Below are 25,783 nucleotides of genomic sequence, written 5' to 3'. Positions count from 1 at the left end.
CTCCTATGATAGCGTCCGCCCACCCATCTCCATCGCCCCATATGCCGAAGGGTCATACCGTGACGGACCGCACTGTCCGCTGTGAACGCTGCGAGCGGCCTTATCCCGCCGACCTGCCCGGCTGCCCGAACTGCCGGCGCATCCGCCAGACCAACATCGCCATCGCCACCACCATGATCCTTCTGGTGCTGTTCGCCATCGGCGGCTGGTTCGGCATCCAGGTTCTGACCGGCTTCTCGACCGGCGCCACACCGTAAGACGGACCCCGCGCGGAGCAGCCGCCCGGGGAACGCAGACCTTCCATCTCCGCCCGCGCCGTAGGATGCGGCGACATTCGGGGTGGGAGGACTCATGGCGGATCAGGCCATGCCACGCGCCGCGCCCGGCGACGGCCCGATGGGCGGGCCGGGCGCTGCGGTCTACGCGCAGCTTGCGGGAATCGTTCTGTTCTGGGGGGCCAACTGGCCCCTGATGAAGCTGGCCCTGTCCGACATCGGGCCGCTGACCTTCTGTCTCCTGCGCTTCGCCGGGGCGGCGGCGGTTCTAGCGCTGCTGTCGCGGGTGCTGCGCTTTCCCCTTCTGCCGCAGCCGGGGGAGCGCTGGCCGCTGGCCCTCGTCGGGCTGCTGCAGATCGCCGGCATGCTGGACCTCAGCGCCCTCGCCCTGCGGGTGGTGCCTCCGGGTCGGGCCGCGGTGCTGGCCTACACCATGCAGATGTGGGCTCTGCCGCTGGGCGTGCTGCTGGCCGGGGAGCGCGTCACGCGCGGGCGGGTGATCGGCGCGCTGCTGACCTTCGCCGGCGTCCTCGTCTTCTTCAACCCGGCCCTGCTGGACTGGAGCAACCCGGCGGTGCTGCTCGGCAACGGGCTGCTGCTCGCCTGCGCGCTGAGCTGGGCGCTCGGCGCCACCCTCTACCGCCGCCGGCGCGGCGGATGGCGGACGCCCTTCTGGACCCAGACCTTCTGGCAGATCGCGGTCAGCGCGCTGGCGACCGCCCCGCTCGCCCTGGCGGCGGAGCACGCCCGGCCCATCCACTGGACGCCCGCGCTGGGCACCGTTCTGGCCTTCAACTGGGTGATCGCCACGGGGCTGTGCTTCTGGTGGTGGGCGAAATCGCTGACCGCAATGCCGGCGGCCCAGGCTGGGCAGATCATCTGCCTCGTCCCCGTCACCGCCCTGCTGCTGAGCGCGGTCTTCATGGGCGAGCCCCTGACGGCCGGCGTGTTGATCGCGGTGGCGCTGATCGGGGCGGGGATATTGACGACGATGCGGACACGGTAGGGCGAAAGCTTCTCATCGCCCCCAACGCCAAACACCCGCCCGGATCGCTCCGGGCGGGTGCTGGTGTAGGCGTACCGAACGGAAGGGCGCCGGATTACTCCGCGGCGGCCTTCGTGTTCATGCCACGGCCGGTCGTGCGCTCGGCGATACGGGCCGACTTGCCGCGACGGTCGCGCAGATAGTACAGCTTGGCGCGGCGGACGGCGCCCTTGCGGACCAGCTCGATCGACTCCAGACGCGGGGAGTAGAGCGGGAACACGCGCTCCACACCCTCGCCGTAGCTGATCTTGCGGACGGTGAAGGACGAATTCACGCCGGCGTTCCGGCGGGCGATCACGACGCCCTCGTAAGCCTGGACACGCTCGCGCGTGCCCTCGACCACCTTCACGTTCACGCGGACGGTGTCGCCCGGCGAGAACTCCGGAATGGTCTTGCCGCCGAGGGCCTTCTCGATCTGCTCCTGCTCGAGCTGCTGCAACAGGTTCATGACACTACCCCTTTCCATCGGTGCGCCTCGCGGCGGACCGTCACTCTGGTTTCGGGCCGCGCCGGCGACCCCGTTTCCCAATCTGACCCTCGGCCTTGCGCCCCGCCTCGTAGCGGTCCCACAGGTCCGGTCGCCGGGCCTGGGTGATCCGCTCCGCCTCGGCGAGCCGCCAGGCGCGAACCTTCTCGTGGTGGCCGGACAACAGGATGTCCGGGACCGACCGTTCCACACCCTGCCCGTCGGTCCAGACCGCGGGCCGGGTGTAGTGGGGGTATTCGAGCAACCCCCGTTCGAAACTTTCCTCGCCCGCCGTCTCCACATTGCCCATGACACCGGGGAGCAAGCGCACCACGGCGTCGATCAGGCACAGGGCGGCGGTCTCGCCGCCGGACAGCACGAAATCCCCGAGGCTGACCTCCTCAAGGCCGTGCGCATCCAGCACCCGCTCATCCACCCCTTCGTACCGGCCGCAGAGCAGGGTGACCACCGGGGTGGCCGCCAGCTCCTTGACCAGCTCCTGGTCGAGCACCCGTCCGCGAGGCGACAGGTAGATCGCCCGTCCGCGTCCAGGAGTGCCCGGAGGACCCGCCGTCGCGGTCAGAGCCGCGTCCAGCACGTCGGGCCGCATGACCATGCCGGCCCCTCCGCCGAAGGGGGTGTCGTCGACGGAGCGGTGTTTATCGCGCGCGAACGTGCGAATGTCCACTGATTCCAACGCCCAGACTCCATTTTCCAGCGCCTTTCCCGCGAGGCTGAGCCCCAGCGGACCCGGAAACATCTCCGGGAACAGCGTCAGAACCTTGACCGTCCAGGCAAGAGAACCGGAAGCGCCGTGATTCACGGGCGGGTTCCCTTGTTTTCAACGTCGTCTTCAGCGTCATCCGCGCCATCCGGCGCGTCCGCTCCATCCTTTTCCGCCTCGCCTTCGCGCGCTTCGACGACGGCGGGAAGATCGACCACGACGCGGCCTCCCTTCACGTCCACCACCGGAACGCAGGCGCGGGTGAAGGGCAGCATCTCCAGCGGCCCCGATTCCGTGCGGATCTCCAGCACGTCACCGGCTCCGAAGTCGTACAGCGCCTTCACCGTGCCCCAGACGGTGCCGTCGGCGAGTTCCGCACGCAGGCCGATCAGGTCGGCGTGGTAGAACTCGTCCTCGTCCTCCGTCTCGGGCAGAGCGGAACGGTCCACATAGAGGCGGACACCGGTCAGCTCCTGCGCCTGTTCGCGCGTGGCGATGCCATCGACGCGGACCAGGAACAGGTCCTTCATGGCGCCCTGAAGCGTCAGCGTGTAGCGCCGGGCGCCCCGCTCGTCCGAGAGGGGGCCGTAGGACGCCACGGCTTCCGGGTCCTCCGTGAAGCTTTTCACCTTCACGAGGCCACGGACGCCATGCGCCCCGGCGAATTGGCCGACACAGACTTTTGTGGACATGGGTTGAGCGTGTGCTTTGCGGGCGCCGCTTGCCCCCTCCCTACCCCTCCCCCGCTTCGCAGGGGAGGGAATCGGAGAAGGCTGACGCCTCTGTCCCTATCAGCCCTCGGCGGCGGCCTTGGCGGCGGCCTCGGCCTTCAGACGCTCCTGCGCCTTGGCCTTCGGGGCGGACTTCTTCGGGGTCTCGCGGATTTCCGGCTTGGCGATCAGGCCGGCGTTCGCCAGGAACAGGGCGACGCGGTCCGTCGGCTGGCCGCCGACCGACAGCCAATGCTTGGCGCGCTCGGCGTCCAGGACGATGCGCTGCTCGTGCTCGCGCGGCAGCATCGGGTTGTAGGTGCCGATCTTCTCGATGAAGCGGCCGTCACGCGGGCTGCGCGAATCGGCGACGACGATCGAGTAGAACGGACGCTTCTTGGCGCCGCCACGGGCCAGACGGATCTTCAGGGACATGGGACAGTCGCTTCCTTGGTGTAGTCGCTTGGTGTGCGGTTGAACGTGATCGCGCTCGTCGCGCGGTGCTTTCGCCGGAGGCTTAGTTCGGCCCCCGGAAATTCTTCGGCAGGAGGCTTTGCAGCCCGTGGCGCATCAGCCCCTTCTGCCCCAGCTTCTGAACCTGCTTCATCATGCCGCGCATGGTGTCGTACTGCTTCAGCAGCTTGTTCACCTCCTGCACGCTGGTGCCGGAGCCGGCGGCGATGCGCTTGCGGCGCGACGCCTTGATGAGTTCGGGGTTCTTGCGCTCCTTCTTCGTCATCGAGGAGATGATCGCCTCCTGGCGCTTGATCATCCCGTCGTCGATGTTCGCGTCCTTGAGCTGATTCTTGATCTTGCCGATGCCCGGCAGCATGCCCATCAGGCCGGACATGCCGCCCATCTTGCGGAGCTGCTTGAGCTGGGAGGCCATGTCGTCGAGGTCGAAGCCCTGGCCCTTCTCCATCTTGCGGGCGAGCTTCTCGGCCTCTTCCTTGTCGATGCTCTCGGCGGCCTTCTCGACCAGCGACACCACGTCGCCCATGCCGAGGATGCGCCCGGCGATGCGGTCGGGATGGAAGGCCTCCAGGGCGTCGATCTTCTCGCCCATGCCAAGCAGCTTGATCGGCTTGCCGGTGATCTGGCGCATCGACAGGGCGGCACCGCCGCGGGCATCGCCGTCCACGCGGGTCAGCATGATGCCGGTGATGCCCACCTTGTCGTTGAAGTTGGTGGCGACCGTCACCGCGTCCTGGCCGGTCATGGCGTCGGCGACCAGCAGCGTCTCCGCCGGCTTGGTCGCGTCGCGCACGGCCGCGACCTCGGCCATCAACTCCTCGTCGATGGACAGGCGGCCGGCGGTGTCGAGCATGACCACGTCGTAGCCTTCGCGGCGCCCGGTCTCGATGGCGCGCCGCGCGATGGCGACGGGGTCCTGGCCGGGAACGATGGGCAGCGTGGCGACGCCGGTCTGCTCGCCCAGAACCTTGAGCTGCTCCTGTGCCGCCGGACGGCGCACGTCCAGCGAGGCCATCAGGACCTTCTTGCGGTCCCGGTTCTTCAGGCGCAACGCGATCTTGGCGGTGCTGGTGGTCTTGCCCGAGCCCTGGAGGCCGACCATCAGGATCGGCACGGGGGCGGCGGCGGCGAGGTTGATGTCCTCGCCCTGCCCCAGCATCTCCACGAGGTTGTCGTGGACGATCTTGATGACCTGCTGGCCGGGGGTGATCGAGCGCAGGACCTCCTGGCCGATCGCGCGTTCCTTGACCTGGTTGACGAACTGCTTGACCACCGGCAGGGCGACGTCGGCCTCCAGCAGCGCCACGCGCACCTCGCGCAGCGCGGCGTTGACGTCCTCCTCGCTCAGCGCGCCGCGGCGGCGCAGCTTGTCGAAGATGTCGCCCAGGCGTCCGGTCAGGCCATCGAACATGGGTCAGCGGTCCTCAGTTTCGGTCTCCATCCGTTCGAACGCGATCGGCTCAAGCACAAACGAGCCAGTGCGCGAAACTCGCGGACTGGCGGAGGTCCCCGGCACTCAGGCCGATGGTACCCGGTCGATGGCTCGACGGATGCAGGTCGGCGGACCATACGCATCGCGGGGGGCGGAGTCAACCATGCCGGAACGAGTTTTCTTGCCGAACAGCCCGTGAAGGTCCACCATCCCCCTACACAGTCCAGGGCTTTTCCGCCTGCGGAACGACGCCGGCAATGGAACGCATTCGAGGCGCACTTGAATAAAGCGTTACCGATTGTTAACTCTTTCTTCGCGGCTCCCCTTTAGAGTGGGCGGCGCCACCAACCCGGGATTTCCCTGATGCCGCCCGCGCAAGGCCTCGGAACGAACACGCCGCGCACGAAGCTGACGCAGAGTCAGCTCAACACGATCCTGCTCCGGCATCAGGCTTTCCGGAAAAGCCAGCCGGGCGGGGTGCGCGCGAACCTGAAGATGCGCGACCTGTCGCATCTGGACCTGTCCGGGATCGACCTGTCCGACGCCGACCTGTCGGGGGCGAAGCTGTTCAGCGCGCGGCTGACGCGGGCCAACCTGACCAACGCGAACCTCTACGCCGCCGACCTGCGGCTGGCGAACCTGGAAAAGGCCGACCTGCGCCGCGCCGACCTGCGCGGCGCCTGCCTGCGCGGCGCCGTCCTGTCGGAGGCCATGCTGGTGGAGGTGGACCTCCGCGACGGCACGCTGCTGCACTACACCCCGTCGGGGGAGATGATGCCGCACAATTTCGAGGATTCGGTCCTGACGTCGGAGCTGACGGCGGCGGTCATCCGCGGCGCCGACCTGTCGCGGGCCAAGGTGGCGAACGCCTTCGTGATGCAGACCGACCTGACCGACGCGATCCTGCGCGGCACGAAGTTCATGCGCGCCAACCTGACGAACTCCAACCTGACGGGCTGCGACCTGACCGACGCCGACCTGTCGGAGGCGAACCTGTCCGGCGCCCGGCTGTCCGGCGCGGTGATGACCGGCTGCGCCATCGGGCGCGCCAACTTCACCAACGCCATCCTGATCGGCGCCATCCTGGACGCGGCCCAGCTCCGCTCCCCCAACCTGTCCGCCGCGATGATGGCGAAGGTTCTGGAGAATCCGGACGACGACCTGCGCAACATCCTGACCCTGCATCTCGCCTGGATCGACAGCGGCGGCAAGGACGGCAAGCGCGCCGACCTGTCCTCGCTCGACCTGTCGGGGCGCAAGCTGGACGGCATCAACCTGTCCGCCGGCATCCTGCAATGCATCACGCTGCGCGGCGCCTCGATGACCGGCACCTCGCTCGCCATCGCGGACCTGTCGCTGTCGGACCTGCGCAAGGTGGACTTCACCAAGGCCGACCTGCGCGGCGTGAATTTCGAGCGGGCGACCCTGACCGGCGCCAACCTGACCGAGGCCCAGCTCGGCCCCGTGCACATCCAGGGGTCCGGCAGCCACGTCTGGCGCGCCAACCTTCAGCGCGCCCGCATGGGCATGGCCGTTCTGAAGGGCGCCGACCTGCGCAAGGTGAACCTGTCCGGAGCCAACCTCGCCGGGGCCGACCTGCGCGGCGCCAACCTGAGCGAGGCCGACCTGTCGGGCACCGACCTGACCGGAGCGGATCTCGACGGGACGGTTCTGGACGGCACCAGCCTGACCGACGCCATCGGGGTCGAGACCCTCACCGGGACCTGAACACCGTCTTGAGCACCGCCCTCAGGGCTGCCGCCGCGTCCAGGGGCCGGACCGGTAGGCCGTGCGGACGTGGTTGATGAGCAGGTTGCGCGCGTCGATGAGCTGCGCCATGCGGTCGCGGCAGGCGACCACGCCGGTGTCGGGGTGATAGACCGGGGCCAGCTCGCGGAAGCGCTTCACCACCCGGTCCTCGTCGAAGCACCATTCGTTGACGAAGCCGAACATCTGCGCGGCGTCGCGCACCTGGGTCAGCTTGCCGTCCAGCGGGCGGAAGGACACCCGCTCCAGCGCGTGCGCCAGCGCCTTGTTCCGGTAGGTCAGGGTTTCCACCGCCGCCTCCAGCCGCCCCGCCTCCTCGGCGGCGACCAGCCGGCACCCCGGATCGGCCAGGGCCAGCACCGCCGCCAGCGCCCGGCGGATGGCCGATTCGGCATGGCCCGGCGGTAGCCTCATCTCCAGAACGGTCCGCTCCCCGCCGTCCGGAGCGCCTGGATCGGGCATCCGGTCGGGCACCAGAAGCAACGCGGAGGCCGCCAGTGTGGAGACGTCCGTGCCCCGTCCGGCGGCCAGACGGATCACCGCCGCGGCGAACTCGACGGCGCAGGGAACGGTGTAGGGAATGAACTGCGGACCGCTGCGCACCGGGATCGGGCTGACCGGGACTGGGCTGACCGGGACTGGGCTGACCGGGACGGCACTGGCCGCGGCGGACGGGAAAAGCCCGGCGCCCGCGTCGTCGAACGCGGTGCGCCGCGCGTCCAGCGCGTCGAAGGGATAGCCATCCGGAGCGGTCATCAGGGGGCACCAACGCTTAGTGCGTGTGGCGCGACTCTAACGCAATCCCTGGATTCCACGCAACGGTCCAACCCGCCGCAGGAGGTGTAACGCGCAACGCGACGCCACCCTATCCCTTCGCGGTCGCCTTACCGGTGGATCATCGCCGGCTTGGCGGGCAGCTTTTGGAGCATGTCCTCGATGTAGGCCTCCTCGCTCTTGCCGGACATGGCGGCGAAGCCCTTCAGCATCTGGCTGCCGAAGCTGAAGACGCCGGTCAGATCGATCTTCCAGGCCCCGCCCTCGCGCACGAAGTCGGCGGGAACCAGGGCCGGGCGGTTGTCCACCATCAACAGGGCTGAGGCGCGGTCGCCCCGCACCCGCACGGGTCCGAGCCCGCTGCTGCCGATGACGTTGGGGCCGAGCCAGCCGTTCTTCATGCCGTGATCGGCCAGTTCGCCCAGCGACATGCGGCGCAGGTCCGCCGGGCTGACGTAGCGGCGCAGCCCCATGGCGGCGAATTTCTCCGCCGGCTCCAGCTTGGCGAGGCCGGCGTCACCGCCGCTGCGGGCGGCGGAGCGCACCTGCTCCAGCTTGTCGAGCGACGCGCGGGACAGCATGGGGACAACCGCCGCGCCGCGCTTCTGCGCCAGGGCGGAGCGGGCGCTGTCGAACACCGCGGCGACCTCCCGCTCCTCTGGCGAGGCCGGAGGCGGGGCGGCGAAGGCCGGAACGGAAAGTCCGAGGAGAAGCAGCAGGATGGCCAGGGCGCGCATGGGCATCTTTGGTGACGGGTCCGTGTGGTGGCGCGGCGTCAGGCTTTCTCCTCGACTCCGAAGAAGGCGAGCTGCCAGCGCATCTCGTCGTCGGACATCGGGTAAAGGACGCCTTCCCGAGCCATAAGCGCGGTTTTTGGCGGAATCTGGGCGATCCGCAATTGAACCTGCCGGGCGAAGCGCATGGACAGGCCGCAGCGCCACACCAGCGAGGTGACGGCGCGGGGGGCGTGGGTGCCGATGATGCGGTCCACGATGGGCATCGGAAGCTGCGCCAGCTCGGCCATCCCGGCCAGGACCAGGGCGCGGTCGCCTTCCGCCAGCGCGCCTTCCAGCAGCTTTTCCGTCAGCTTGCCTTCCTTGTTCAGCCGCGCGGCCTTGTCGGACGGGCGCTCCGCCGCCTTGTCCTTGTCGCCGGGCGAATGGCCCAACTCCTCCTCCCCGAAATCGACGAGGCCGCGGGGGGCACCGGGACCGCCGCCGTTGCCGGCACCCCCGGCCCCGCGGTTGACGCGCGCCCGCACGCCCTCGGCCAGGGCGCGGGCGGCGGCGGGGTCGAGATCGGTGCGCTCCTGCAGGACCTTCAGCAGGTTGTCGGCGACGAAGCTGGCCAGACGCGCCACGGCGCGGGCCGGCAGGCGCGGGCGGCGCACCAGCGGGGCGTGCCAGGGTTCGTGCTGCGGCGCCTGATCCAGGATGCGGTCCAGCGTCTCCTCGCGGATCTGGGCCGACGGGTTGGCGAGAAGGGCGGTCACCGCCGCCTCGTCGTCGGACCGCGCGATGGCGTCGGCGACGGAGGCCGACACCTCCCTGCGCCCGGCGATGGCCGACATGGCCCCGGCCGCCGGCCCGCGCATGATGATGTCCGACAGGTCCTCGTCGCTCAGGATCGGCGAGAATTGCAGGACCGGGGCGCAGACCGACAGCTCCACGTCGCGGGCCAGCGTGTTGATGACGCCGTGCGGCGCGCCGGGCAGGTCCTTCAGCGCCTCCGCCAGGATGCCGCGCACCTCCGTCGCCTGGTCGCGGGCCAGCGCCTCCAGGCATTCCAGGGTCAGCCGCTCGACCTGCGACGCCTGGTCGGCGGACAGGTCGGGCAGGAGCCGGGCGACCTTCTGGGCCACGGCGCCGCGCACCGCGACCTCGCGGTCCTTGGCCAGCATCAGGTCGGCCTGCCGGGGCGTTCCGGCGTTGGTGGCGATGGCCTCACGGACCTCCGCCGCGGTGTCGGCGGCCAGGAAATACAGCAGCTCGGGCCGGGTCTGGGGCGACGCGGCGACGCGGCGGCGCACCGCCGGGTCGGCGCTGCGGGCCATCCGCTTGGCCGCCTCGTAATCGGTGGGGTCGAGGACGTGGGGGTCGGCGCGGTCGCCGCCGGGGGTCATGGGGACATCTCCGCCACGGAGGAATTCTCCACCCCGGGGGAATTCTCCACATCGGGGGCTGGGGCCAGGGCGTAATGGCCCTTCCCGCGCTTCTTGGCATCGTACATCGCCGAGTCGGCGCGGTCGGTCAGTTCCTGCACGGTCTCGCGGCCCACCCGGTGGACGGCGATGCCGATGGACAGGCCCAGCGGCTTGTCCGGGCCGGCGGACAGGTGGCGCAGCGCGGCCATGCCGGACAGCAGCCGCTCGGCGACGGTCGCCGCCCGCTCCTCGTCGGTGCGGCCCAGCCACAGGACGAACTCGTCCCCGCCCAACCGCCCCGGCAGGTCGCCGGGCCGGACGCCGTTGGTCAGCAGGCCGCCGATGGCCTTCAGCACCGCATCCCCCTGATGGTGGCCGTGCAGATCGTTCACCGCCTTGAAGTTGTCGAGATCGACATAGAGCAGGGCCGACGGCCCGGTGTCCGTGCGGCCGAGCGCCTCCTCCAGCCGTTCGAAGAAGGTGCGGCGGTTGAACAGGCCGGTCAGCCCGTCGCGCTCCGACAGGCGGCGCAGCCGCTCCTGATAGGCAAGATGCGCGTGGGCGATGCCGATGTGGTCGGCCACGCCGGACAGCAGCATCCGGTCCTCCTCGTCCCAGGGGTCCGAGTCGTCGCCGCGCCAGATCACCACGGCGCCGTTGACCGCCTGCCGGTGTTCCGTCCGGGCGGCCAGCAGCCGGTTCGTCCCCAGCGTCAGGTCCTGCGGTTCCTCCCCGGCGGCGACCTCCTCCAGGACGGACCGCGAGAGGTCGGACAGCAGCTCTTTCGGGATTTCCGCGGCGAAGTCGGCGGCGGGGCGCAGGGCGCCGGTTTCCGTCGCGCGGTAGATGCGGCAGCCGTCGGCGCCCAGCGCGCGGGCGGTCTCCACCGCGGCGACGTGCAGCGCCTTCTGGCCGTCGAGCTGGTCGCGCAGCGTGTGGACGATGTGGGCGAGCATCTTCTCGCGGTTGCGCACCCGCGCCAGTTCGGCGGAGCGCAGCACCTGCTCCGTGGTGTCGCGGCAGACGCCGCGCGCGCCCAGCCATTCACCCTGCGGCCCGAACAGCGGCACCGCCGACACGACGAAGCAGGACGGCAGCTCGTCCACCCGCTTCAGCCACAGCTCCGCCTGATCGACCGGGCGGCGCGTGTCGAACGGCAACGGCAGGTCGCCCCACTCGTTGACCGCGAGATCCCTAGGGTTGCGACCAATCAACGCATCGGCGCTGTAACCCAGCGCGCCCTTCGGCGTGACGAAGACGAATCGCCCGTCACTGCCCGTTTCCCAGGCAAAATCGCTGGAAACCTCGACCAGATCCTTGTAGCGGCGGCGCGACTCGATCAGCGTCTGGCGGAGCTGCCGCTCCAGCGTGGCGTCGCGCCCCAGCAGAAGGACGCCCCCGTCGGGAAGCGGCGTGGCCGCCCATTCGACGATCATCACGCCGCGCGGCAAGTCCACTGGAACGGAGCGCAGGCCCGGCGCCACACTGCTGGCCGCAAGCCACGCCTGGACGTCCGCCAGCCAGCGCCCGTCGCCGGACAGAAGCTCTTCCGCGGCGGCGTTGGCGGCGGCGACGCCGTGACCGGAATCCAGCCAGATCGCCGGGCCGGGGAAGGCGGCCAGGATCGTGGGCGTCGGAACGGTGCCGGGCGGGCCGGGCGGATGAGCGTCGGATGTGGGGTCTGGGGACACGGTGCGAACCTGAAACTGCGCGCCGGGGAGTATACCGGAAAAATGCGTTCCATTGCCGAATCTTTCTTCCGGCGGTCCTGGCGGCTCCCCGCCACAACCACTCATTGAGAGCAAGGCCATTCCCGAACGGAAGAGCGCCATGCGGCGAAGCGGCTTGCGGGCGGGTGATCGAACCCCCATTGTTCAGCCCATGACTGCTTCCCTCCGCGACACCGGGGTCTGGATCTTCGACCTCGACAACACCCTGTATCCCGCCTCCTGCAACCTGTTCGCCCAGGTGGACCGGCGCATCGGCGATTTCATCGCCGGGCATTTCGGCATCTCCCGGGAGGAGGCGCGCGTCATGCAGAAGCGCTTCTTCCGGGAGCATGGGACGACGCTGCGCGGTCTGATGGTGGAGCACGACGTCGATCCGGTGCCGTTCCTGGATTATGTCCACGACATCGACGTCACCCCCGTGTCCCCCTGCCCCGATCTGGCGGGCACGCTGGACCGGCTGCCGGGACGCAAGATCATCTACACCAACGGTTCCGTCCGCCATGCGGAGAACGTGACGCGGCGGCTGGGCATCGACGGCTGCTTCGAGGCGACCTTCGGCATCGTCGAGGCCGGCTACGTGCCCAAGCCCGACCCGCGCCCCTACGCCATTCTGGTGGACCATTACGGCATCGACCCCTCCCGCGCCTGCATGGTGGAGGACATCGCCCGCAACCTCGTCCCCGCCCACGCCATGGGCATGACGACCGTGTGGGTGCGCAGCGAGGCCGACTGGTCGCGCCCCGACGAGGGCGGAGTCGGCACCGGCAGCCACATCGACCACACCGTGGACGACCTGCCCGCCTGGCTGGAGGAGGTCGCGGGCTGAGCCGCCCGCCCCCCTAAGAACAAGGCAACGTTGACAAGGCGGCGCGGCGCGGCCCATGTTCCGAACCCTCGAACAGACAGCCCAGCGAATGCCGACATGAGCCACGCCAGCCTCGAATCCGCCGTCAACGCCGCGTGGGAAACCCGCGACACCCTGAACGCCTCGACCAAGGGCGCCGTCCGCGACGCCGTGGAGGAGGCCCTGTCCGGCCTCGACGCCGGCGACCTGCGCGTCGCGCAGAAGACCGACGGCGGCTGGGTGGTGAACCAGTGGCTGAAGAAGGCGGTGCTGCTGTCCTTCCGCCTGAACGCCAACGAGACGATCCCCGGCGCGCCGGGCGGCGCCTCCTGGTACGACAAGGTGCCGCCGAAGTTCGAAGGCTGGTCCGAAGCGCAGTTCCAGGCCGCCGGCTTCCGCGCCGTTCCGGGCGCGGTCGTCCGCCGCTCCGCCTACGTCGCGCCGAACGTCATCCTGATGCCCAGCTTCGTCAACGTCGGCGCCTATGTGGACAGCGGCACGATGGTGGACACCTGGGTCACCGTCGGCTCCTGCGCCCAGATCGGCAAGAACGTCCACCTGTCGGGCGGCGTCGGCATCGGCGGCGTGCTTGAGCCGCTCCAGGCCAACCCGGTCATCATCGAGGACGACTGCTTCATCGGCGCCCGGTCCGAGGTGGTCGAGGGCGTGATCGTGGAGCGCGGCGCCGTGCTGTCCATGGGCGTCTTCATCAGCGCCTCGACCAAGATCATCGACCGCAACACGGGCGAGGTCTTCGTGGGCCGCGTCCCGGCCTACTCCGTCGTGGTCCCCGGCACCCTGCCGGGCAAGCCGCTGCCGGACGGCACGCCGGGTCCGGGGCTCTACTGCGCGGTGATCGTGAAGCGCGTGGACGAGCAGACCCGCGCCAAGACCTCCATCAACGACCTGCTGCGCGACTGACGCCGGGGAAGACGCCACGATGACCACCGACGCCGCCCTGTCCTTCGATCCCTGCGATCCCGTCGCGGTGGCGCAGGCCCTGATCCGCTGCCCCAGCGTGACGCCCGAGGACGGCGGCGCGCTGGGCGTGCTGGAGGCGGCGCTGGCGCCGCTGGGCTTCGCCTGCCACCGCCTGCGGTTCGAGGAGGCGGGCACGGCGCCGGTGGACAACCTCTACGCCCGGCTGGGCACGGAGGGGCCGAATTTCTGCTTCGCCGGGCACACCGACGTGGTGCCCCCCGGCGAGTTGAAGGGCTGGTCCATCGACCCATTCGCGGCGGAGATCCACAACGGGCGGCTCTATGGCCGGGGTGCCGTGGACATGAAGGGGGCGGTCGCCGCCTTCGTCGCCGCCGCCGCCCGCCACGTCAAAGCTGGGGGAGCGCCCAAGGGCTCCATCAGCCTGCTCATCACCGGGGACGAGGAAGGGGTCGCCATCAACGGCACCCGCAAGGTGCTGGACTGGATGCAGGCCCGGGGCGAGACGCTCGACGCCTGCGTGGTCGGGGAGCCGACCAACCCCAAGGCGCTGGGCGACATGATCAAGATCGGGCGGCGCGGCAGCATGACCGCCTTCCTGACCGTCCACGGCGCGCAGGGGCATGTCGCCTACCCGCATCTGGCCGACAACCCGCTGCCCCGGCTGGCCCGCATGCTGGCCGCCATCACGGCGGAGCCGCTGGACGCTGGCACCCCGCATTTCCAGCCGTCGAACCTGGAGCTGACCACCATCGACGTGGGCAACCCGGCGCACAACGTCATCCCGGCGCAGGGCAAGGCGACGCTGAACATCCGTTTCAACGACCTGCACACCGCCGACACGCTGCTGGCGTGGCTGCGCGAGCGGTTCGACCGGGTGGGCGGCTCCTACGAGCTGGACCATTTCGTGTCGGGCGACAGCTTCCTGACCCCGCCCGGCCCCCTGACCGAGCTGGTGGCCGAGGCGGCGGAGCGCGTCACCGGGCGCCGCCCCGAATATTCGACGACCGGCGGCACGTCGGACGCCCGCTTCATCAAGAACTTCTGCCCGGTGGTGGAGTTCGGCCTCGTCGGGCAGACGATGCACAAGGTGGACGAGCACACGACGCTGGACGACCTGACCCGCCTGACCGACATTTACGGCGAGGTTCTGCGGAACGTCTTCGACCGCATCGGTTGACAGAGCTTCCGCCCGACCACCCTTTCCACCCTCCGGTGACCGCAAGATGCCGCTGACCGCCCGGGACGTCGCCTCCTCCGTCTTCGGCGCCTATCGTCTGGCGCGGTTCGACCCCACCGGATTGCAGCACATGGACCGCACGCCTGAAGGGGCGTGGAAGTCCTTCTACGCCGCGGTGATCGTCGCCCCGGCCTGGACGCTGCTGCTGGCGATCCGGCTGTGGGGACAGGTGCCGGATACGCCGCTGTTCCAGATCGTTGTGGTGGAGGCCATCGCCTACGTCATCAGTTGGACGGCCTTTCCGGTCGTCATGCACGGGGTGAGCGGGATGCTGGACCGGCAGGCCCGCTATGTGGACTTCCTGTGCGCCTACAACTGGTCGTCGGTCGTGCAGATGAGCGTCTATCTGCCGGTGGTGATCCTGGCCGCCACGGGGGTGCTTCCCGGCCCGATTTCCGAAGGGCTGGTCTTCGGCATCATGCTGGCGATGCTGACCTACCAGTGGTTCGTCATGCGCACGGCGCTGGACATCTCCGGCGTGGCGTCGGCGGCTCTGGTCATGCTCGACCTGTTCCTGTCCGCGCTCATCACCGATTTCGCGGACGGGCTGTTGTAGGCAGCGCCTGTCCCCTCCCCTGCGTTAGCGGGGGAGGGTTAGGGTGGGGGAAAGTGTGCCTTGAACGCCCGCCCCTCACACCCCGCGCGTGCTGACGCCCGCGTCGGCGAAGGTCGCCATGCCGGCGTGGCAGGCGCAGGCCGACTTCACGATGTTGATCGCCAGCGCGGCACCCGAGCCCTCGCCCAGGCGCATTCCCAGATCGAGCAGCGGCTCCTTGCCGATGGCGGCGAGCAGATGGTCGTGGCCCGGCTCGACGGAGCGGTGGGCGACCATGCAATGGTCCAGCGCCCGGCGGTCGGCCTTGAACAGGACCGCCGCCGCCGCCGTGCAGGCGTAGCCGTCCAGCAGCACCGGCACCCGCGCCATGCGGGCCGCCAGGATGGCGCCGGCGATGGCCGCCAGTTCGTAACCGCCGAAGCGGCGCAGCGCCTCGAACGGATCGTCCTTGGCCTGCGGGTTGGCGGCCAGACCGGCCTCCACGGCGGCGACCTTGCGGGCCAGCCCCTCGTCGTCCACGCCGGTGCCGCGGCCCGTCCAGTCCTTGGCCTCACCGCCGAACAGGGCGTTGCAGAGCGCCGCCGCCGCGGTGGAGTTGCCGATGCCCATCTCGCCCAGCGCCAGGAGCTGAACGCCCGACTCCACCGCCATCATGCCGTAGGCCATGGCTTGGCAGCACTCCTCCTCGCCCATCGCCGGTCCCTGGGTGAAATCGGCGGTGGGGTTCTCCAGGTCCAGCTCGTAGACGCGGAGGTCGGCGTCGGCCACCTCGCAGAGCTGGTTCACGGCGGCGCCGCCGTTCTGGAAGTTGGCGACCATCTGGGCGGTCACCTCCGCCGGGTAGGCCGACACGCCGCGGGCGGCGACTCCGTGGTTGCCCGCGAAGACGGCGACGCGCGGGCGGCGCACCTCCGCCGGGTGCTGGCCCTGCCACGTCGCCATCCACTGCGCGATCTCCTCCAGCCGGCCAAGCGCGCCCGCCGGCTTGGTGAGCTGCCGTTCGCGCTGGAGCGCCGCCGTGCCGGAGTCGAGGTCCGGCCCCGGCAGGTTGCGCACCAACGCGCGGATTTCCTCGAAGGTGATGGCGGGCTGCGTGTTGCTCATGGCGAAGGGTCCTGGCGCTGACGGCAGAAGATGCGGTGAAGGGAGAAGCGATGAAAAAAGCGGCGCGACCTTGGACCATTCCCAAGCCCCTGTCAAAGAGGCTGTCAAAGAGCCTGTCGTCCCGTCGGTTAACCGTTGCGGCGGGCGTGGGGTTGCCGTACTCCGGAACGCCATGCTTGAGGAAACCGCCCCGCCCGCCCGCCGCTGGTCCGCCGAACTGGCGCTGGCCGTCGTCTTCCTGACGCGGTTGCCGCTGCGCCTGTCCGGCCCGTTGGCAGAGGACGCCCATGCCCGCGCCATGGGCTGGTTTCCCCTGGTGGGGGCCGGGGTGGGACTGTTCGGCGGCGCGGTCTATGGAGTGGCCGCGCTGGCGCATCTGCCGCCGCTGCCGGCGGCGCTGCTGGCGCTGGGCGCCATGGTCTGGATCACCGGCGCCCTGCACGAGGACGGGGCGGCGGACGTCGCGGACGGCTTCGGCGGCGGGCGAGACCGGGGCCGCAAGCTGGAGATCATGCGGGACAGCCGGGTCGGCAGCTACGGCGTGCTGGCCATCGTCTTCTCGGTGGCCGTCCGCGCCTCGGCGCTGGCGGCGCTGGCCGAGCCGCGCGTGGCGATCCCCGCCCTTCTGGCGTCGGGCGCCCTGTCGCGCGGCGGCATGGCGGCGATGGCCCGCCTCATGGCCCCGGCCCGCGCCGACGGCCTCGCCGCCCGGCAGGGGCGCCCGGCGCCCGGCACCGTGGCCCTGGCGCTCGCCCTGGCGCTGGCCGTGGCCGTGGCGGCGCTGGGCTGGACGGCGCCCGCCGCGATCCTCGCCGCGGCCCTGGCCGCCCTAGCGGTGGCGTGGCAGGCGCGGCGGCAGATCGGCGGCCACACCGGCGACGTGTTCGGCGCCGCCCAGCAGGTGGCGGAGGCCGCCGTCCTGCTCACCTTGGCCGCGACTGTTGTATGAAAAACACTCGCTGGTGGCTGATCCGCCACGCCCCCGTCCCGAATCCCGACAAGCTGATCTACGGGCGGAGCGATCTTCCCGCCGACACCGGCGACGTGGCGGCCCTGGCGGAGTTGGCGGCGCGCCTGCCGCCTCAGGCGGTCTGGGTGACCTCGCATCTGCGCCGCACGCGCCAGACGGCGGCGGCGCTGCGCCTGCCCGGCAGCGACATGGCGCTGATCGAGCGCGACCTCGCCGAGCAGGATTTCGGGCGATGGGAGGGGCTGTCCCACGGTGCGGTGGCGGAAACCCAGCCCGAAGAGGCCCGCCGCTTCTGGACCGACCCGGCGGCGGAAGCCCCGCCGGGCGGCGAGAGCTTCGCCGCTGTGATGCAGCGGGTGGCCGGCGCCGTCGCCCGCCTGACCGAGGCGCACGCCGGTCGCGACATCGTGGCGGTGATCCACGGCGGGCCGATCCGCGCGGCGCTGGCGCTGGCGCTCGACCTGACGCCTCAGGCGGCGCTCCGGCTGGCGGTGGCGCCGCTGTCGCTGTCGCGGATCGACCATTATGGCGGCGGCGAAGAGGGCGATTCCTGGTCGGTGGCGGCCCTGAACGCGCTCGGAACCTTTTCGGGCAGCGGGCGTTGACGGAACTCCGTTGGGCTACCGATAGAGGGTCAGACCATGGCAAGAAGCGCTGACGATCGCGAGGCCGCCGAGAAGCTCTGGGGCATGATCAAGGGCGTGCGCATCTGCATGATGACGACGCTGGACGAGAACGGCATCCTGCATTCCCGCCCGATGGCGACCCTGCCGCACGCGGGGTTCGACGACGGCACCTTGTGGTTCTTTACGCGGGCCGATTCGCCGAAGGTGCATGAACTGAAGACGCATTGGCGCGTCAACCTGTCCTACGCCGACCCGGACAAGCAGGATTACGTGTCGGTGTCCGGCGTGGCGGAAACGGTGCGCGACCGCGACAAGATCCGCTTCCTCTGGCGGGACATCCTGTCCACCTGGTTCCCGCAGGGGGTGGACGACCCCGATCTCGCGCTGCTGAAGATCAGCGTCGACCGGGCCGAATACTGGGACAGCCCATCCAGTGCCATGGTTTACGCCTACGGCTATGTGAAGGCGAAGATCACCGGCGAACCGCCGAAGCCGGGCGATCACGCGAAGATCGCGTTTCAGTGAGCGTTTGATCGGGGCGGTGCTTGCCCCCACCCTTCCCATGCTTCGCATGGGCCCCTTCCCTCCCCCGCTGACGCAGGAGAGGGAGTTCTATCCCCTCCCCTGCGTCAGCGGGGGAGGGTTAGGGAGGGGGCAATACTTCTCCGATCACTTCTCCTCGACCGCCGCCTTCCCGCCCCCATCCAGCGCCCCGACGCGCTTCTTCAGGTCGGTCACGTCCGCGTACATCCGCTTCAGGCGGGCCAGCCCCTTGTACTGGTCGAAGGCGCGGTCGCGCGGCACCGCCGGGTAGCCCATGTAAACGGCCTTCGCCGGGATGTCCGTCCCGACGCCGGAATTGGCGGCCACCACCGCGTCGTTGCCGATCTTCACATGATCCGCCACGCCCACCTTGCCGGCCAGCACCACGCGGTCGCCGATGGTCGTGCTGCCGGCGATGCCGACATGGCCGCACAGCATGCAGTTGGTGCCGATCTGCACGTTGTGGCCGATCTGCACGAGGTTGTCGATCTTCGTACCGGAGCCGATGCGGGTCGCCGTGATGGTGCCGCGGTCGATGGTGGCGTTCGCCCCGATCTCCACGTCGTCGCCCAGGATCACCGTGCCGATGGAGTTCACGCGGTGGATCAGCACGTTGGTGCCGACCACCCGGCCGGTCGCCTTGGCCGATTCCACGCTGCCCGGCTCGGGCGTCACGAAGCTGAAGCCGTCGTTGCCGACCGCGGCGTTGGGATGGATGATGCAGCGCTCGCCCATCACCACCCGCTCGCCGATGCGGGCGCCGGGGTGCAGCAGGCAGTCCTTGCCGATCACCGCCTCCGCCCCGACCGTGGCGTGCGGCATCACGATCACGCCTTCGCCCAGCACCGCCCTCGGCCCGACATAGGCGAAGGGGCCGACCGACACGCCCTGCCCCAGCACCGCCTCCGGCGCCACGAAGGCGGCGGGGTGGACGCCCGGCTCGGCGTGGACCGGCTTTTCGAAGACGGTCGTCAGCCCGGCCATGGCGAAGCGCGGGCGCTTCACGACGATCCAGCCCTTCAGGTTGGCGGGCACCTCCGCCCCCTCCGCGACCACGGCGGCGACGGCCTTGCCGTTGGCGAGCAGGTCCGTCAGACCCTTTTCCATGGCGAGCGCCAGATCCTCCGGCCCTTCGGCCTCCGACGGGTGGACGGCGCGGGCGATGCGGACGGAGCCGTCGCCCTCCAGCGCGGCGCCCAGGGCGGCGGCGATCTCGGCGAGGGTGACCGGGGCGGCGGGGGAAACGGGAGTCATGGCGGCGCTCTGGCTGTCGGTCCGAAGAGGCCGGGACGCTAGCACGGCTGGCCGGTGCTGGCGAGAGCCGGCACCTTTTGTCATTCCCCCGTCTGAAGCAGCGCCCCGCGCACCCGCGCCTGACGGAAGGAATAGAGGAAGGCCGCCGTGCACAGCCCCATGAACAGCGCGTTCAGGCCCACCGCCCAGGCCAGATGGTCCCAGCGCATGGTGCCGTCGAACAGGATGGCGCGCATCCCTTCGAAGACGTGGCTGGACGGCAGGGACAGCGCGACCCATTGCAGCCAGCCCGGCAGGACGCTGACCGGGTAATAGACGGCGCTGACCGGGGCCAGCATGAAGACGACGATCCAGGCCAGCCCTTCCGCCCCCATGCCGTAGCGCAGGATCAGCGCCACGATGACCAGCCCCAACGACCAGCCGAAGACGATCAGGTTGGCGAAGAAACCGGCCAGCGGAAGCCCCAGGTCGAACAGGGAGTAGCCGAAGAGCGGAATCGCCAGAAGCGCCGCCGGAACCACGCCGATGACGGTTCGGATCAGGCTCATCCCGAACAGCGCCGCCACCCATTCGCCGGGGCGCAGCGGGCTGACGAAGAGGTGTCCCAGGTTGCGCGACCACATCTCCTCCAGGAAGGACACCGACACGCCGAGCTGCCCGCGGAACAGCACGTCCCACAGAAGCACCGCGCTGACCAGCACCCCCGCCCCCTGCGCCACCCAGGCGCTGGAGGTGGCCATGAACTGGTTGATGTAACCCCACAGGATCATCTGCATGGTCGGCCAGTAGGCCAGCTCCAGGAAACGCGGCCAGGACCCGCGCAGCAGATACCAGTAGCGCAGGACCATCGCCCCGACCCGGCGGACGGAGAAGGCCGGGTTCGGGTGGACCATCACGGCGGCGTCACTCGGCGGCATCGGCGGCCTCCCGGTTGGCATCCCGGCTGGCGTCCTCGCCGTTGGCGCGGTCGCGGGCGATGTCCAGGAACACGTCCTCCAGCGAGGTCCGGCCATAGCGGGCCAGCAGCGCCGCCGGGGACCCGCGGTCGACGATCCGCCCCTGGCGCATCATCAGCACGTCGTCGCACAGCCGCTCCACCTCCAGCATGTTGTGGGAGGCGAGCAGGATGGTGGCCCCGGATTCGAAGCGGTAGCGTTCCAGATAGGTGCGAATCCAGTCCGCCGTGTCGGGGTCGAGCGAGGCGGTCGGCTCGTCCAGCAGCAGCAACTCGGGCCGGTTGAGCAGCGCCTTGGCCAGCGCCACCCGCGTCTTCTGCCCCGCCGACAGACCGCCGGAGGGGCGCTCCAGGAAGCGCGTCAATTCAAGATGCTCGGCCAGCTCCTCCACCCGCCGCTTCACGCCCTTCAAGCCGTAGAGGTGCCCGTAGACGGTCAGGTTCTCCCGCACGGTCAGCCGGTGCGGAAGCTCCACATAGGGGGAGGAGAAGTTCATGCGGGGAAGCGCCGCGTGGCGGTGGCGCACCATGTCCACCCCCAGCACCTCCACCGTGCCGGAGGTCGGCAGCAGAAGCCCCAGGAGCATGGAAATGGTCGTCGTCTTGCCGGCGCCATTGCCCCCCAGAAGCCCGGTGACCGTCCCCGCCCCCACGGTGAAGGAGATGCCGTCCACCGCGGTGACCTCGCCGGACCGGGCCGTGCCGTAGCGTTTGGTCAGGTTTTCGGCCCGGATGGCGTGCCGTTTTGCGCATTGATCCATAGGCGGAGAATATGGCCGCTTGGCGCGCAAACGCCAGAGTGGCAAAACAGCATCCAACAAATCGATACGAAGCCGCGGGAACAGCGGCCCCTGTTGGAAAGTCCGCCCCCATGACCGTCGGTTCCGCCGCCGCTGCCTCATCCGTCCGCCACGCCCCGACGCACGGCAATCGTCCTGGACCGGCCCAATGGACCAACCTGGACGGGCGCGTCACGCTGCGCACCCTGATCCTGATCCGCTGGATCGCCGTGATCGGTCAGCTCGCCACCGTGGCGTCGGTGCAACTTGTCATGGGCTTCCCGCTGCCGCTGGGGCCGGTGCTGGCGGCCATCGGGGCGTCGGTGCTGCTGAACCTCGTGGCGATGGCCCAGCGCGGCGGGAGGCTGCGGCTGGCCGACCGGGACGCGGCGCTCTATCTCGGCTACGACATGCTGCAGCTCACGCTGCTGCTCTATCTGACCGGCGGCCTCGCCAACCCCTTCGCCATCCTGCTGCTGGCGCCGATGACGGTGGCCGCGGCGATCCTGTCGCGCTACAGCGTGGTCCTGCTGACCGGCCTGAACCTCGTCTGCCTGACCGTGCTGGCGCTGTGGCATTTCCCCCTGCCCTGGCCGGAGCCGATGCCCTCGGTCGCCCCGCTCTACGCCTTCGGCATCTGGCTGTCGCTGTCGGTGTCCGCCGGCTTCATCAGCGGCTACGTCTTCCGCGTGGCGGAGGAGGCGCGGCGCTTCGCCAACGCCCTGTCGGCCTCGCAGGTGGCGCTGGCGCGGGAGCAGCGGCTGTCCTCGCTGGGCGCTCTGGCCGCCGCCGCCGCGCACGAGCTGGGGTCGCCGCTCGGCACCATCGCCGTGGTGGCGAAGGAGCTTCTGCACGACATGCCGCCGGACAGCCCCTACACCGAGGACGTGGCGCTTCTGCAAAGCCAGGTGATGCGCTGCCGTGAGATCCTGGCGGAGCTGGCCCGCAAGCCGGAAGCCGACGGCGGCGACCCGTTCGAGCGGCTGCCCCTGACCGCGCTGGTGGAAGCGGCGGGCGCGCCGCACCGGCTGGGCCACATCCAATTCGTGGTGGAGCGCAACAGCGCCGCGGGGGATACCGCCGGGGTGGAGGAGCCCATCGTCCGCCGCAGCCCGGAAATCATCCACGGTCTGGGCAACTTCATCCAGAACGCCCACCAGTTCGCCAGCGGGCGCGTGACCGTCGTTGCCTCCTGGGACGCGAAGTCGGCCACCGTGGCGGTGATGGACGACGGGCCCGGATACCCCGCCCATCTGCTGAGCCGCATCGGCGAGCCCTACCTGTCCGCGAGAAGCGAACGGTCGGGACATATGGGACTGGGAATCTTCATCGCACAAACGCTGCTAGAGAAAACGGGTGCCCTGGTAGCCTTTAGCAATAACCGTAGCGGCGGCGCGCGAGTTGTCGTACGTTGGGACCGTGGTGTCTTAGAACCAGAGGACTAGTGGTGGATAGCGCGATGACCACGGACGAGAGTCCAACGGGCGAAACCGCCAAGCTGACGTTCACGGGTGACGTTACCCGCAGCCTCCTCATCGTCGACGACGACGCTCCGTTCCGAACCCGCCTCGCGCGCGCCATGGAAAAGCGCGGTTTCAACGTGGTGGCCGTGGACAGCGTGCAGCTCGGGATCGACGTCGCCCAGGAATCGGCCCCGGCCTTCGCGGTGGTCGATCTGCGGCTGGCGGACGGCAGCGGCCTGGACGTGGTCAAGACCCTGCGCGACGCGCGCCCCGACGCCCGCATCGTCATGCTGACCGGTTACGGCAACATCGCCACGGCGGTGGCCGCGGTGAAGGCCGGCGCCGTCGATTACCTGCCGAAGCCCGCGGACGCCGACGCCGTGGAATCCGCCCTGCTGGCCGATGGCCGTCCCCTGCCCTCCCCGCCGGAAAACCCGATGTCCGCCGACCGCGTGCGGTGGGAACACATCCAGCGCGTGTTCGAGCAGTGCGACCGCAACGTCTCCGAAACGGCCCGCCGCCTGAAGATGCACCGCCGCACCCTGCAGCGCATCCTGAACAAGCACGCCCCGCGGGGGTGACGGCGCGTCACCGGACGCGATCGGCGCCCCTGTCCACGCCCTCTCTCCACACCGGCGAGGGGGCGTTTTCACGTCCGGGGGCACCCGCGACCCCATCCTCCCATCCGCGGGTCGGCAACTTTTGATGTCGCCAAGTCGACCGGACGCTTTGAATAGGCAACCCGTCGTACTTTCCGTTATGAATACCCACATATTCACTGTGTCTTGCCCACCATCGTCTTAGTCTTCTATTGGCGGCAGCAGGACCGCTATTGATCGCACACCTGCCGCAGCGCGAAAGGCAAGTGTATGTAATTTAATGTGCTTGAGAATCGCGTCAGCTCTGCATTAAAGTAGCCAAACACGCTGAAATTTCGGGACAGGACCGATGCCTTTTTCGGCACGCGCCGCAACCACCCAGCCGGTCGCCTCGCAGAAAGGCGCCGCCATTGGGAAGACGCTGGGGTCCCCCTTGACGCAGCCCAACCCGCCGCCGTCTTGGACCCGCTTTACGCTGGTCAGGGATGGAGCCAACGCGCTGAAGCAGTCCATCATGGACCACTTCGCCACGAAGGCTGTTCACCAGGGTTTCCGCATTCCGTCCGACGATGAGATCGAGGTTGGCGTCCGGAGTTTCCAGCGCGCCTTGAACGGCCAGAATTCGGAAGGCCGCGCAAAGCCGGAAAACAACCGATCTTGAACGAGCCCGGCCCTTCGGACCGGCTCTGCAAACCCTGCAATTCTGCGAATGCATATTCATGACGTCATCACAGGCTGACGCCGACGCAGAGTTATTAATAAACACTGTCTTCGGTGCCTTTAAGGCAAAATACGAATTCTATATGGTGCAACGGCGCCCGAACCCGGTTCACTTGACGCTGCACCTTAAGGAAAAGCCAGAGATTGCTTCATCACTACAAAGAATTGAGGAAGCCATAGACGGAGAAATCTCCCGGCTTAGAAGCCGTTTCTCCATCAGAAATATGATGGATCTGCGGAATTTCCGAGACATCCGGGGCCGAATTCTTCTTTTCGAGGCCCTTCACCGCCCCTTGATCCAAGTCGAATGCGCCGAAGGCGCCGACATCTACACCCACGAAGCCAACCTGAACTTCGCCTACATCCTCTGCCTTTCACAGATTGGCGACATCCGGACCGCACCGGATCTTTCCAGCGCGTTGATATCGACGATCAAGGAATACGAAGGCACCATCCGGAAGGCGCGGTCGCCGACCTTCGACACGCCGCTCAACCTCAAGGTCTTTCAGGCGATCACCGCCCTGGTCCGAGCATAGGACCCGCGCGGACGGAAGGAGCGCGGCCTTCCCCGGCTACGCCCTTCCCACGGCATCACTGCTTGATGGAGCAGGTCCTCACGCCGAACAGGGTGTAGGCCGGGCAGAAGCCGATCACCGCGGTCAGCAGCGGGACCAGACCGATCCAGCCCCAGGGGGTCTGCGGGCCGACGAAGACGAGGGCGATCAGGACGAGGCCGACGATGGCGCGGAGCGCGCGGTCGATGGTGCCGACGTTGATGGGCATGGACGCACCTTATGGATTGGGTTGGGCGATTGGTGCGCCCATCCAAGCCCATTTTACGCCAGCGGTCTGTGACTCCGTCACACGCCGTCCGCCTGCTCCAGCGCCAGCAGCGCGTCCGGGTCGCGCACCCCGACACGCCCGCGGGACAGCTCGACGAGGCCGCGCCGCTCGAACTCCTTCAACTGGCGGCTGACCACCTCGCGCGCGGTCCCCAGCTCGACGGCCAGCGTCTGGTGGGTGGTGTCCAAGCCGCCGCGCGCGTCGCGGTGGTCCACCAGGAAGCGGGCCAGCCGCAGGTCGATGCGCCCGAAGGCCACCTCCTCCACCAGCATCATCATGCCGAGCAGCCGCGTGCCGAAGGAGGCGAAGACGAAATCCCGGAACAGCGCTGACCGGGCCAGCAGCTCGTGGAAGGCCGCCGCCCCCAGGGCGATGGCGTCCAGATCGGTTTCCGCCACGCCTTCGGCGTTGTAGTCGGCCCGCGTCATCAGGCAGGCGGTGGTCAGGATGCAGGTCTCGCCCTGCCCGACGCGGTACAGGACGATCTCCCGCCCGTTCTCGGAGGTCATCTGCACCCGCACCGTGCCGTCCAGCAGCATGAGAAAATTGCGGCACAGGCTGCCGATGCGGAACAGCACCGTGCCGCGCGGCACCGCCATCCGCGTTCCTCGCGCGCGCAGAAGCGCCAGCGCGTCCGGCTCCAGCGCGCTCAGCGCGGGAAAGGCTCCAGCCCAGAAATCGTCAGCCTTCTCAATGCTCTCCGGCGGCATGCCCGGCCCCCTCTCGTCGGCAATGACCATTATCGGCGAAGGGGCTCCTCCGGTCCACCCCGGCGGCGGGTTCGGATGCGGACCACCCCGAAAGCGAA

29 protein-coding genes are annotated in these 25,783 nt (G+C 69.3%); 14 read left to right on the top strand and 15 right to left on the bottom strand.

The features are described from left to right. Positions 1-59 precede the first annotated feature (59 nt). The gene (locus DS843_RS08665) at positions 60-257 is read left to right on the top strand and encodes a hypothetical protein (protein ID WP_149468489.1); all 198 of its coding nucleotides are present in this window, start codon (positions 60-62) and stop codon (positions 255-257) included. 109 nt (positions 258-366) lie between these two features. Beyond that, complete coding sequence (locus tag DS843_RS08660) at positions 367-1,281, top strand: DMT family transporter (RefSeq protein ID WP_167525243.1); 915 nt, start codon at positions 367-369, stop codon at positions 1,279-1,281. A 94-nt stretch (positions 1,282-1,375) separates the two neighbouring features. Here the strand turns inward: DS843_RS08660 and rplS are convergent, their stop codons facing one another. The 5 genes from rplS to ffh form a co-directional block, all read right to left on the bottom strand. After that, a complete protein-coding gene (gene rplS, locus DS843_RS08655; protein ID WP_109070757.1) occupies positions 1,376-1,768 on the bottom strand; it encodes a 50S ribosomal protein L19 in 393 nt (130 codons plus the stop codon). A 40-nt stretch (positions 1,769-1,808) separates the two neighbouring features. Continuing rightward, entirely contained in the window at positions 1,809-2,609 is an 801-nt protein-coding gene (trmD, locus tag DS843_RS08650; protein ID WP_149468487.1) for a tRNA (guanosine(37)-N1)-methyltransferase TrmD, read from the bottom strand. After that, complete coding sequence (gene rimM / locus DS843_RS08645) at positions 2,606-3,202, bottom strand: ribosome maturation factor RimM (RefSeq protein ID WP_149468486.1); 597 nt, start codon at positions 3,200-3,202, stop codon at positions 2,606-2,608. Before rimM ends, trmD begins: the two co-directional genes overlap by 4 nt. Positions 3,203-3,301: 99 nt before the next feature. Continuing rightward, positions 3,302-3,655, bottom strand: coding sequence for a 30S ribosomal protein S16 (gene rpsP, locus DS843_RS08640; RefSeq protein WP_149468485.1), 354 nt, complete (start codon positions 3,653-3,655; stop codon positions 3,302-3,304). A gap of 82 nt (positions 3,656-3,737) precedes the next feature. Further along, positions 3,738-5,105 carry a signal recognition particle protein gene (gene ffh, locus DS843_RS08635; RefSeq protein WP_149468484.1) on the bottom strand — a complete coding sequence of 456 codons (1,368 nt, stop codon included), beginning with the start codon at positions 5,103-5,105 and terminating at the stop codon, positions 3,738-3,740. 384 nt (positions 5,106-5,489) lie between these two features. On the opposite strand from ffh, the gene DS843_RS08630 reads away from it, so the two are divergent. Continuing rightward, positions 5,490-6,854 carry a pentapeptide repeat-containing protein gene (locus tag DS843_RS08630; RefSeq protein WP_149468483.1) on the top strand — a complete coding sequence of 455 codons (1,365 nt, stop codon included), beginning with the start codon at positions 5,490-5,492 and terminating at the stop codon, positions 6,852-6,854. 21 nt (positions 6,855-6,875) lie between these two features. Here DS843_RS08630 and DS843_RS08625 read toward each other — a convergent pair whose 3' ends face one another. The 4 genes from DS843_RS08625 to DS843_RS08610 all read right to left on the bottom strand — a co-directional run bounded on the left by DS843_RS08625 (position 6,876) and on the right by DS843_RS08610 (position 11,501). Continuing rightward, positions 6,876-7,649 carry a hypothetical protein gene (locus DS843_RS08625; RefSeq protein WP_149468482.1) on the bottom strand — a complete coding sequence of 258 codons (774 nt, stop codon included), beginning with the start codon at positions 7,647-7,649 and terminating at the stop codon, positions 6,876-6,878. A 128-nt stretch (positions 7,650-7,777) separates the two neighbouring features. Next, positions 7,778-8,410 carry a hypothetical protein gene (locus DS843_RS08620; protein WP_286192011.1) on the bottom strand — a complete coding sequence of 211 codons (633 nt, stop codon included), beginning with the start codon at positions 8,408-8,410 and terminating at the stop codon, positions 7,778-7,780. Between the two features lie 32 nt (positions 8,411-8,442). After that, a complete protein-coding gene (locus DS843_RS08615) occupies positions 8,443-9,789 on the bottom strand; it encodes a DUF2336 domain-containing protein (protein WP_149468481.1) in 1,347 nt (448 codons plus the stop codon). Continuing rightward, positions 9,786-11,501 (bottom strand): sensor domain-containing diguanylate cyclase, encoded by a 1,716-nt coding sequence (locus DS843_RS08610; RefSeq protein ID WP_149468480.1) that lies wholly within the window; start codon positions 11,499-11,501, stop codon positions 9,786-9,788. The genes DS843_RS08615 and DS843_RS08610 overlap by 4 nt, the downstream gene beginning before the upstream one ends. A 190-nt stretch (positions 11,502-11,691) precedes the next feature. On the opposite strand from DS843_RS08610, the gene DS843_RS08605 reads away from it, so the two are divergent. From DS843_RS08605 to DS843_RS08590, 4 genes are all read left to right on the top strand, one after another. Further along, positions 11,692-12,366: a pyrimidine 5'-nucleotidase gene (locus tag DS843_RS08605; protein ID WP_286192010.1), complete on the top strand. Its 675-nt coding sequence runs from the start codon at positions 11,692-11,694 to the stop codon at positions 12,364-12,366. 96 nt (positions 12,367-12,462) lie between these two features. Further along, complete coding sequence (gene dapD, locus DS843_RS08600) at positions 12,463-13,305, top strand: 2,3,4,5-tetrahydropyridine-2,6-dicarboxylate N-succinyltransferase (protein WP_149468478.1); 843 nt, start codon at positions 12,463-12,465, stop codon at positions 13,303-13,305. 19 nt (positions 13,306-13,324) lie between these two features. Further along, positions 13,325-14,503, top strand: coding sequence for a succinyl-diaminopimelate desuccinylase (gene dapE / locus DS843_RS08595; RefSeq protein ID WP_149468477.1), 1,179 nt, complete (start codon positions 13,325-13,327; stop codon positions 14,501-14,503). A 46-nt stretch (positions 14,504-14,549) separates the two neighbouring features. After that, positions 14,550-15,119, top strand: coding sequence for a hypothetical protein (locus DS843_RS08590; protein WP_149468476.1), 570 nt, complete (start codon positions 14,550-14,552; stop codon positions 15,117-15,119). A gap of 75 nt (positions 15,120-15,194) precedes the next feature. Here DS843_RS08590 and cobT read toward each other — a convergent pair whose 3' ends face one another. After that, positions 15,195-16,223, bottom strand: coding sequence for a nicotinate-nucleotide--dimethylbenzimidazole phosphoribosyltransferase (gene cobT, locus DS843_RS08585; protein WP_149468475.1), 1,029 nt, complete (start codon positions 16,221-16,223; stop codon positions 15,195-15,197). Positions 16,224-16,395: 172 nt separating this feature from the next. Between cobT and cobS the strand changes: the two genes are divergently transcribed. Genes cobS through DS843_RS08570 form a run of 3 tightly spaced genes read left to right on the top strand, consistent with a single transcriptional unit; the run spans position 16,396 to position 18,344 of the window. Next, complete coding sequence (gene cobS, locus DS843_RS08580; RefSeq protein WP_149468474.1) at positions 16,396-17,172, top strand: adenosylcobinamide-GDP ribazoletransferase; 777 nt, start codon at positions 16,396-16,398, stop codon at positions 17,170-17,172. After that, complete coding sequence (locus DS843_RS08575) at positions 17,169-17,798, top strand: histidine phosphatase family protein (RefSeq protein WP_149468473.1); 630 nt, start codon at positions 17,169-17,171, stop codon at positions 17,796-17,798. Before cobS ends, DS843_RS08575 begins: the two co-directional genes overlap by 4 nt. A 36-nt stretch (positions 17,799-17,834) precedes the next feature. Then, positions 17,835-18,344, top strand: a complete 510-nt coding sequence (locus tag DS843_RS08570; RefSeq protein WP_149468472.1) for a pyridoxamine 5'-phosphate oxidase family protein — start codon at positions 17,835-17,837, stop codon at positions 18,342-18,344. 144 nt (positions 18,345-18,488) lie between these two features. Here the strand turns inward: DS843_RS08570 and lpxD are convergent, their stop codons facing one another. From lpxD to DS843_RS08555, 3 genes are all read right to left on the bottom strand, one after another. Beyond that, the gene (lpxD, locus tag DS843_RS08565) at positions 18,489-19,616 is read right to left on the bottom strand and encodes a UDP-3-O-(3-hydroxymyristoyl)glucosamine N-acyltransferase (protein ID WP_149468471.1); all 1,128 of its coding nucleotides are present in this window, start codon (positions 19,614-19,616) and stop codon (positions 18,489-18,491) included. 80 nt (positions 19,617-19,696) lie between these two features. Beyond that, positions 19,697-20,533 (bottom strand): ABC transporter permease, encoded by an 837-nt coding sequence (locus tag DS843_RS08560; protein ID WP_286192009.1) that lies wholly within the window; start codon positions 20,531-20,533, stop codon positions 19,697-19,699. Next, positions 20,520-21,332, bottom strand: coding sequence for an ABC transporter ATP-binding protein (locus DS843_RS08555; RefSeq protein ID WP_149468470.1), 813 nt, complete (start codon positions 21,330-21,332; stop codon positions 20,520-20,522). The genes DS843_RS08560 and DS843_RS08555 overlap by 14 nt, the downstream gene beginning before the upstream one ends. 110 nt (positions 21,333-21,442) lie before the next feature. Between DS843_RS08555 and DS843_RS08550 the strand changes: the two genes are divergently transcribed. The 4 genes from DS843_RS08550 to DS843_RS08535 all read left to right on the top strand — a co-directional run bounded on the left by DS843_RS08550 (position 21,443) and on the right by DS843_RS08535 (position 24,668). Continuing rightward, on the top strand, positions 21,443-22,795 hold the full coding sequence (locus tag DS843_RS08550) for an ActS/PrrB/RegB family redox-sensitive histidine kinase (RefSeq protein ID WP_149468469.1): 1,353 nt from the start codon (positions 21,443-21,445) through the stop codon (positions 22,793-22,795). A 14-nt stretch (positions 22,796-22,809) separates the two neighbouring features. Continuing rightward, entirely contained in the window at positions 22,810-23,394 is a 585-nt protein-coding gene (locus DS843_RS08545) for an ActR/PrrA/RegA family redox response regulator transcription factor (protein WP_014239303.1), read from the top strand. 451 nt (positions 23,395-23,845) lie between these two features. Next, positions 23,846-24,073, top strand: a complete 228-nt coding sequence (locus DS843_RS08540; protein ID WP_149468468.1) for a hypothetical protein — start codon at positions 23,846-23,848, stop codon at positions 24,071-24,073. A gap of 58 nt (positions 24,074-24,131) precedes the next feature. Further along, positions 24,132-24,668, top strand: coding sequence for a hypothetical protein (locus DS843_RS08535; protein WP_149468467.1), 537 nt, complete (start codon positions 24,132-24,134; stop codon positions 24,666-24,668). 55 nt (positions 24,669-24,723) lie between these two features. Here DS843_RS08535 and DS843_RS08530 read toward each other — a convergent pair whose 3' ends face one another. Then, a complete protein-coding gene (locus DS843_RS08530; RefSeq protein WP_149468466.1) occupies positions 24,724-24,915 on the bottom strand; it encodes a YgaP family membrane protein in 192 nt (63 codons plus the stop codon). A gap of 77 nt (positions 24,916-24,992) precedes the next feature. Further along, positions 24,993-25,715, bottom strand: coding sequence for a Crp/Fnr family transcriptional regulator (locus DS843_RS08525; RefSeq protein ID WP_286192008.1), 723 nt, complete (start codon positions 25,713-25,715; stop codon positions 24,993-24,995). Positions 25,716-25,783: the final 68 nt, after the last annotated feature.

It is taken from the genome of Roseomonas genomospecies 6 (genome assembly GCF_008365375.1).
GTDB lineage: Bacteria > Pseudomonadota > Alphaproteobacteria > Azospirillales > Azospirillaceae > Azospirillum.
Note: the sequence above shows the minus strand (reverse complement) of the source record. Positions and strands in the feature narration are given on the sequence as shown.

What these genes read in the sequence shown, in the direction of transcription:
- DS843_RS08660 (WP_167525243.1), top strand. Translation starts at nt 367, where the DNA reads ATGCCACGCGCCGCGCCCGGCGACGGCCCGATGGGCGGGCCGGGCGCT.
- DS843_RS08630 (WP_149468483.1), top strand. Translation starts at nt 5,490, where the DNA reads ATGCCGCCCGCGCAAGGCCTCGGAACGAACACGCCGCGCACGAAGCTG.
- DS843_RS08525 (WP_286192008.1), bottom strand. Translation starts at nt 25,715, where the DNA reads ATGGTCATTGCCGACGAGAGGGGGCCGGGCATGCCGCCGGAGAGCATT.
- DS843_RS08535 (WP_149468467.1), top strand. Translation starts at nt 24,132, where the DNA reads ATGACGTCATCACAGGCTGACGCCGACGCAGAGTTATTAATAAACACT.
- DS843_RS08570 (WP_149468472.1), top strand. Translation starts at nt 17,835, where the DNA reads ATGGCAAGAAGCGCTGACGATCGCGAGGCCGCCGAGAAGCTCTGGGGC.
- DS843_RS08620 (WP_286192011.1), bottom strand. Translation starts at nt 8,410, where the DNA reads ATGCCCATGCGCGCCCTGGCCATCCTGCTGCTTCTCCTCGGACTTTCC.
- DS843_RS08575 (WP_149468473.1), top strand. Translation starts at nt 17,169, where the DNA reads ATGAAAAACACTCGCTGGTGGCTGATCCGCCACGCCCCCGTCCCGAAT.
- cobS (WP_149468474.1), top strand. Translation starts at nt 16,396, where the DNA reads ATGCTTGAGGAAACCGCCCCGCCCGCCCGCCGCTGGTCCGCCGAACTG.
- DS843_RS08590 (WP_149468476.1), top strand. Translation starts at nt 14,550, where the DNA reads ATGCCGCTGACCGCCCGGGACGTCGCCTCCTCCGTCTTCGGCGCCTAT.
- DS843_RS08615 (WP_149468481.1), bottom strand. Translation starts at nt 9,789, where the DNA reads ATGACCCCCGGCGGCGACCGCGCCGACCCCCACGTCCTCGACCCCACC.
- lpxD (WP_149468471.1), bottom strand. Translation starts at nt 19,616, where the DNA reads ATGACTCCCGTTTCCCCCGCCGCCCCGGTCACCCTCGCCGAGATCGCC.
- rimM (WP_149468486.1), bottom strand. Translation starts at nt 3,202, where the DNA reads ATGTCCACAAAAGTCTGTGTCGGCCAATTCGCCGGGGCGCATGGCGTC.
- rplS (WP_109070757.1), bottom strand. Translation starts at nt 1,768, where the DNA reads ATGAACCTGTTGCAGCAGCTCGAGCAGGAGCAGATCGAGAAGGCCCTC.
- DS843_RS08530 (WP_149468466.1), bottom strand. Translation starts at nt 24,915, where the DNA reads ATGCCCATCAACGTCGGCACCATCGACCGCGCGCTCCGCGCCATCGTC.
- DS843_RS08605 (WP_286192010.1), top strand. Translation starts at nt 11,692, where the DNA reads ATGACTGCTTCCCTCCGCGACACCGGGGTCTGGATCTTCGACCTCGAC.
- dapD (WP_149468478.1), top strand. Translation starts at nt 12,463, where the DNA reads ATGAGCCACGCCAGCCTCGAATCCGCCGTCAACGCCGCGTGGGAAACC.
- ffh (WP_149468484.1), bottom strand. Translation starts at nt 5,105, where the DNA reads ATGTTCGATGGCCTGACCGGACGCCTGGGCGACATCTTCGACAAGCTG.
- rpsP (WP_149468485.1), bottom strand. Translation starts at nt 3,655, where the DNA reads ATGTCCCTGAAGATCCGTCTGGCCCGTGGCGGCGCCAAGAAGCGTCCG.
- DS843_RS08555 (WP_149468470.1), bottom strand. Translation starts at nt 21,332, where the DNA reads ATGGATCAATGCGCAAAACGGCACGCCATCCGGGCCGAAAACCTGACC.
- dapE (WP_149468477.1), top strand. Translation starts at nt 13,325, where the DNA reads ATGACCACCGACGCCGCCCTGTCCTTCGATCCCTGCGATCCCGTCGCG.
- DS843_RS08545 (WP_014239303.1), top strand. Translation starts at nt 22,810, where the DNA reads ATGACCACGGACGAGAGTCCAACGGGCGAAACCGCCAAGCTGACGTTC.
- DS843_RS08625 (WP_149468482.1), bottom strand. Translation starts at nt 7,649, where the DNA reads ATGACCGCTCCGGATGGCTATCCCTTCGACGCGCTGGACGCGCGGCGC.
- cobT (WP_149468475.1), bottom strand. Translation starts at nt 16,223, where the DNA reads ATGAGCAACACGCAGCCCGCCATCACCTTCGAGGAAATCCGCGCGTTG.
- DS843_RS08560 (WP_286192009.1), bottom strand. Translation starts at nt 20,533, where the DNA reads ATGCCGCCGAGTGACGCCGCCGTGATGGTCCACCCGAACCCGGCCTTC.
- DS843_RS08550 (WP_149468469.1), top strand. Translation starts at nt 21,443, where the DNA reads ATGACCGTCGGTTCCGCCGCCGCTGCCTCATCCGTCCGCCACGCCCCG.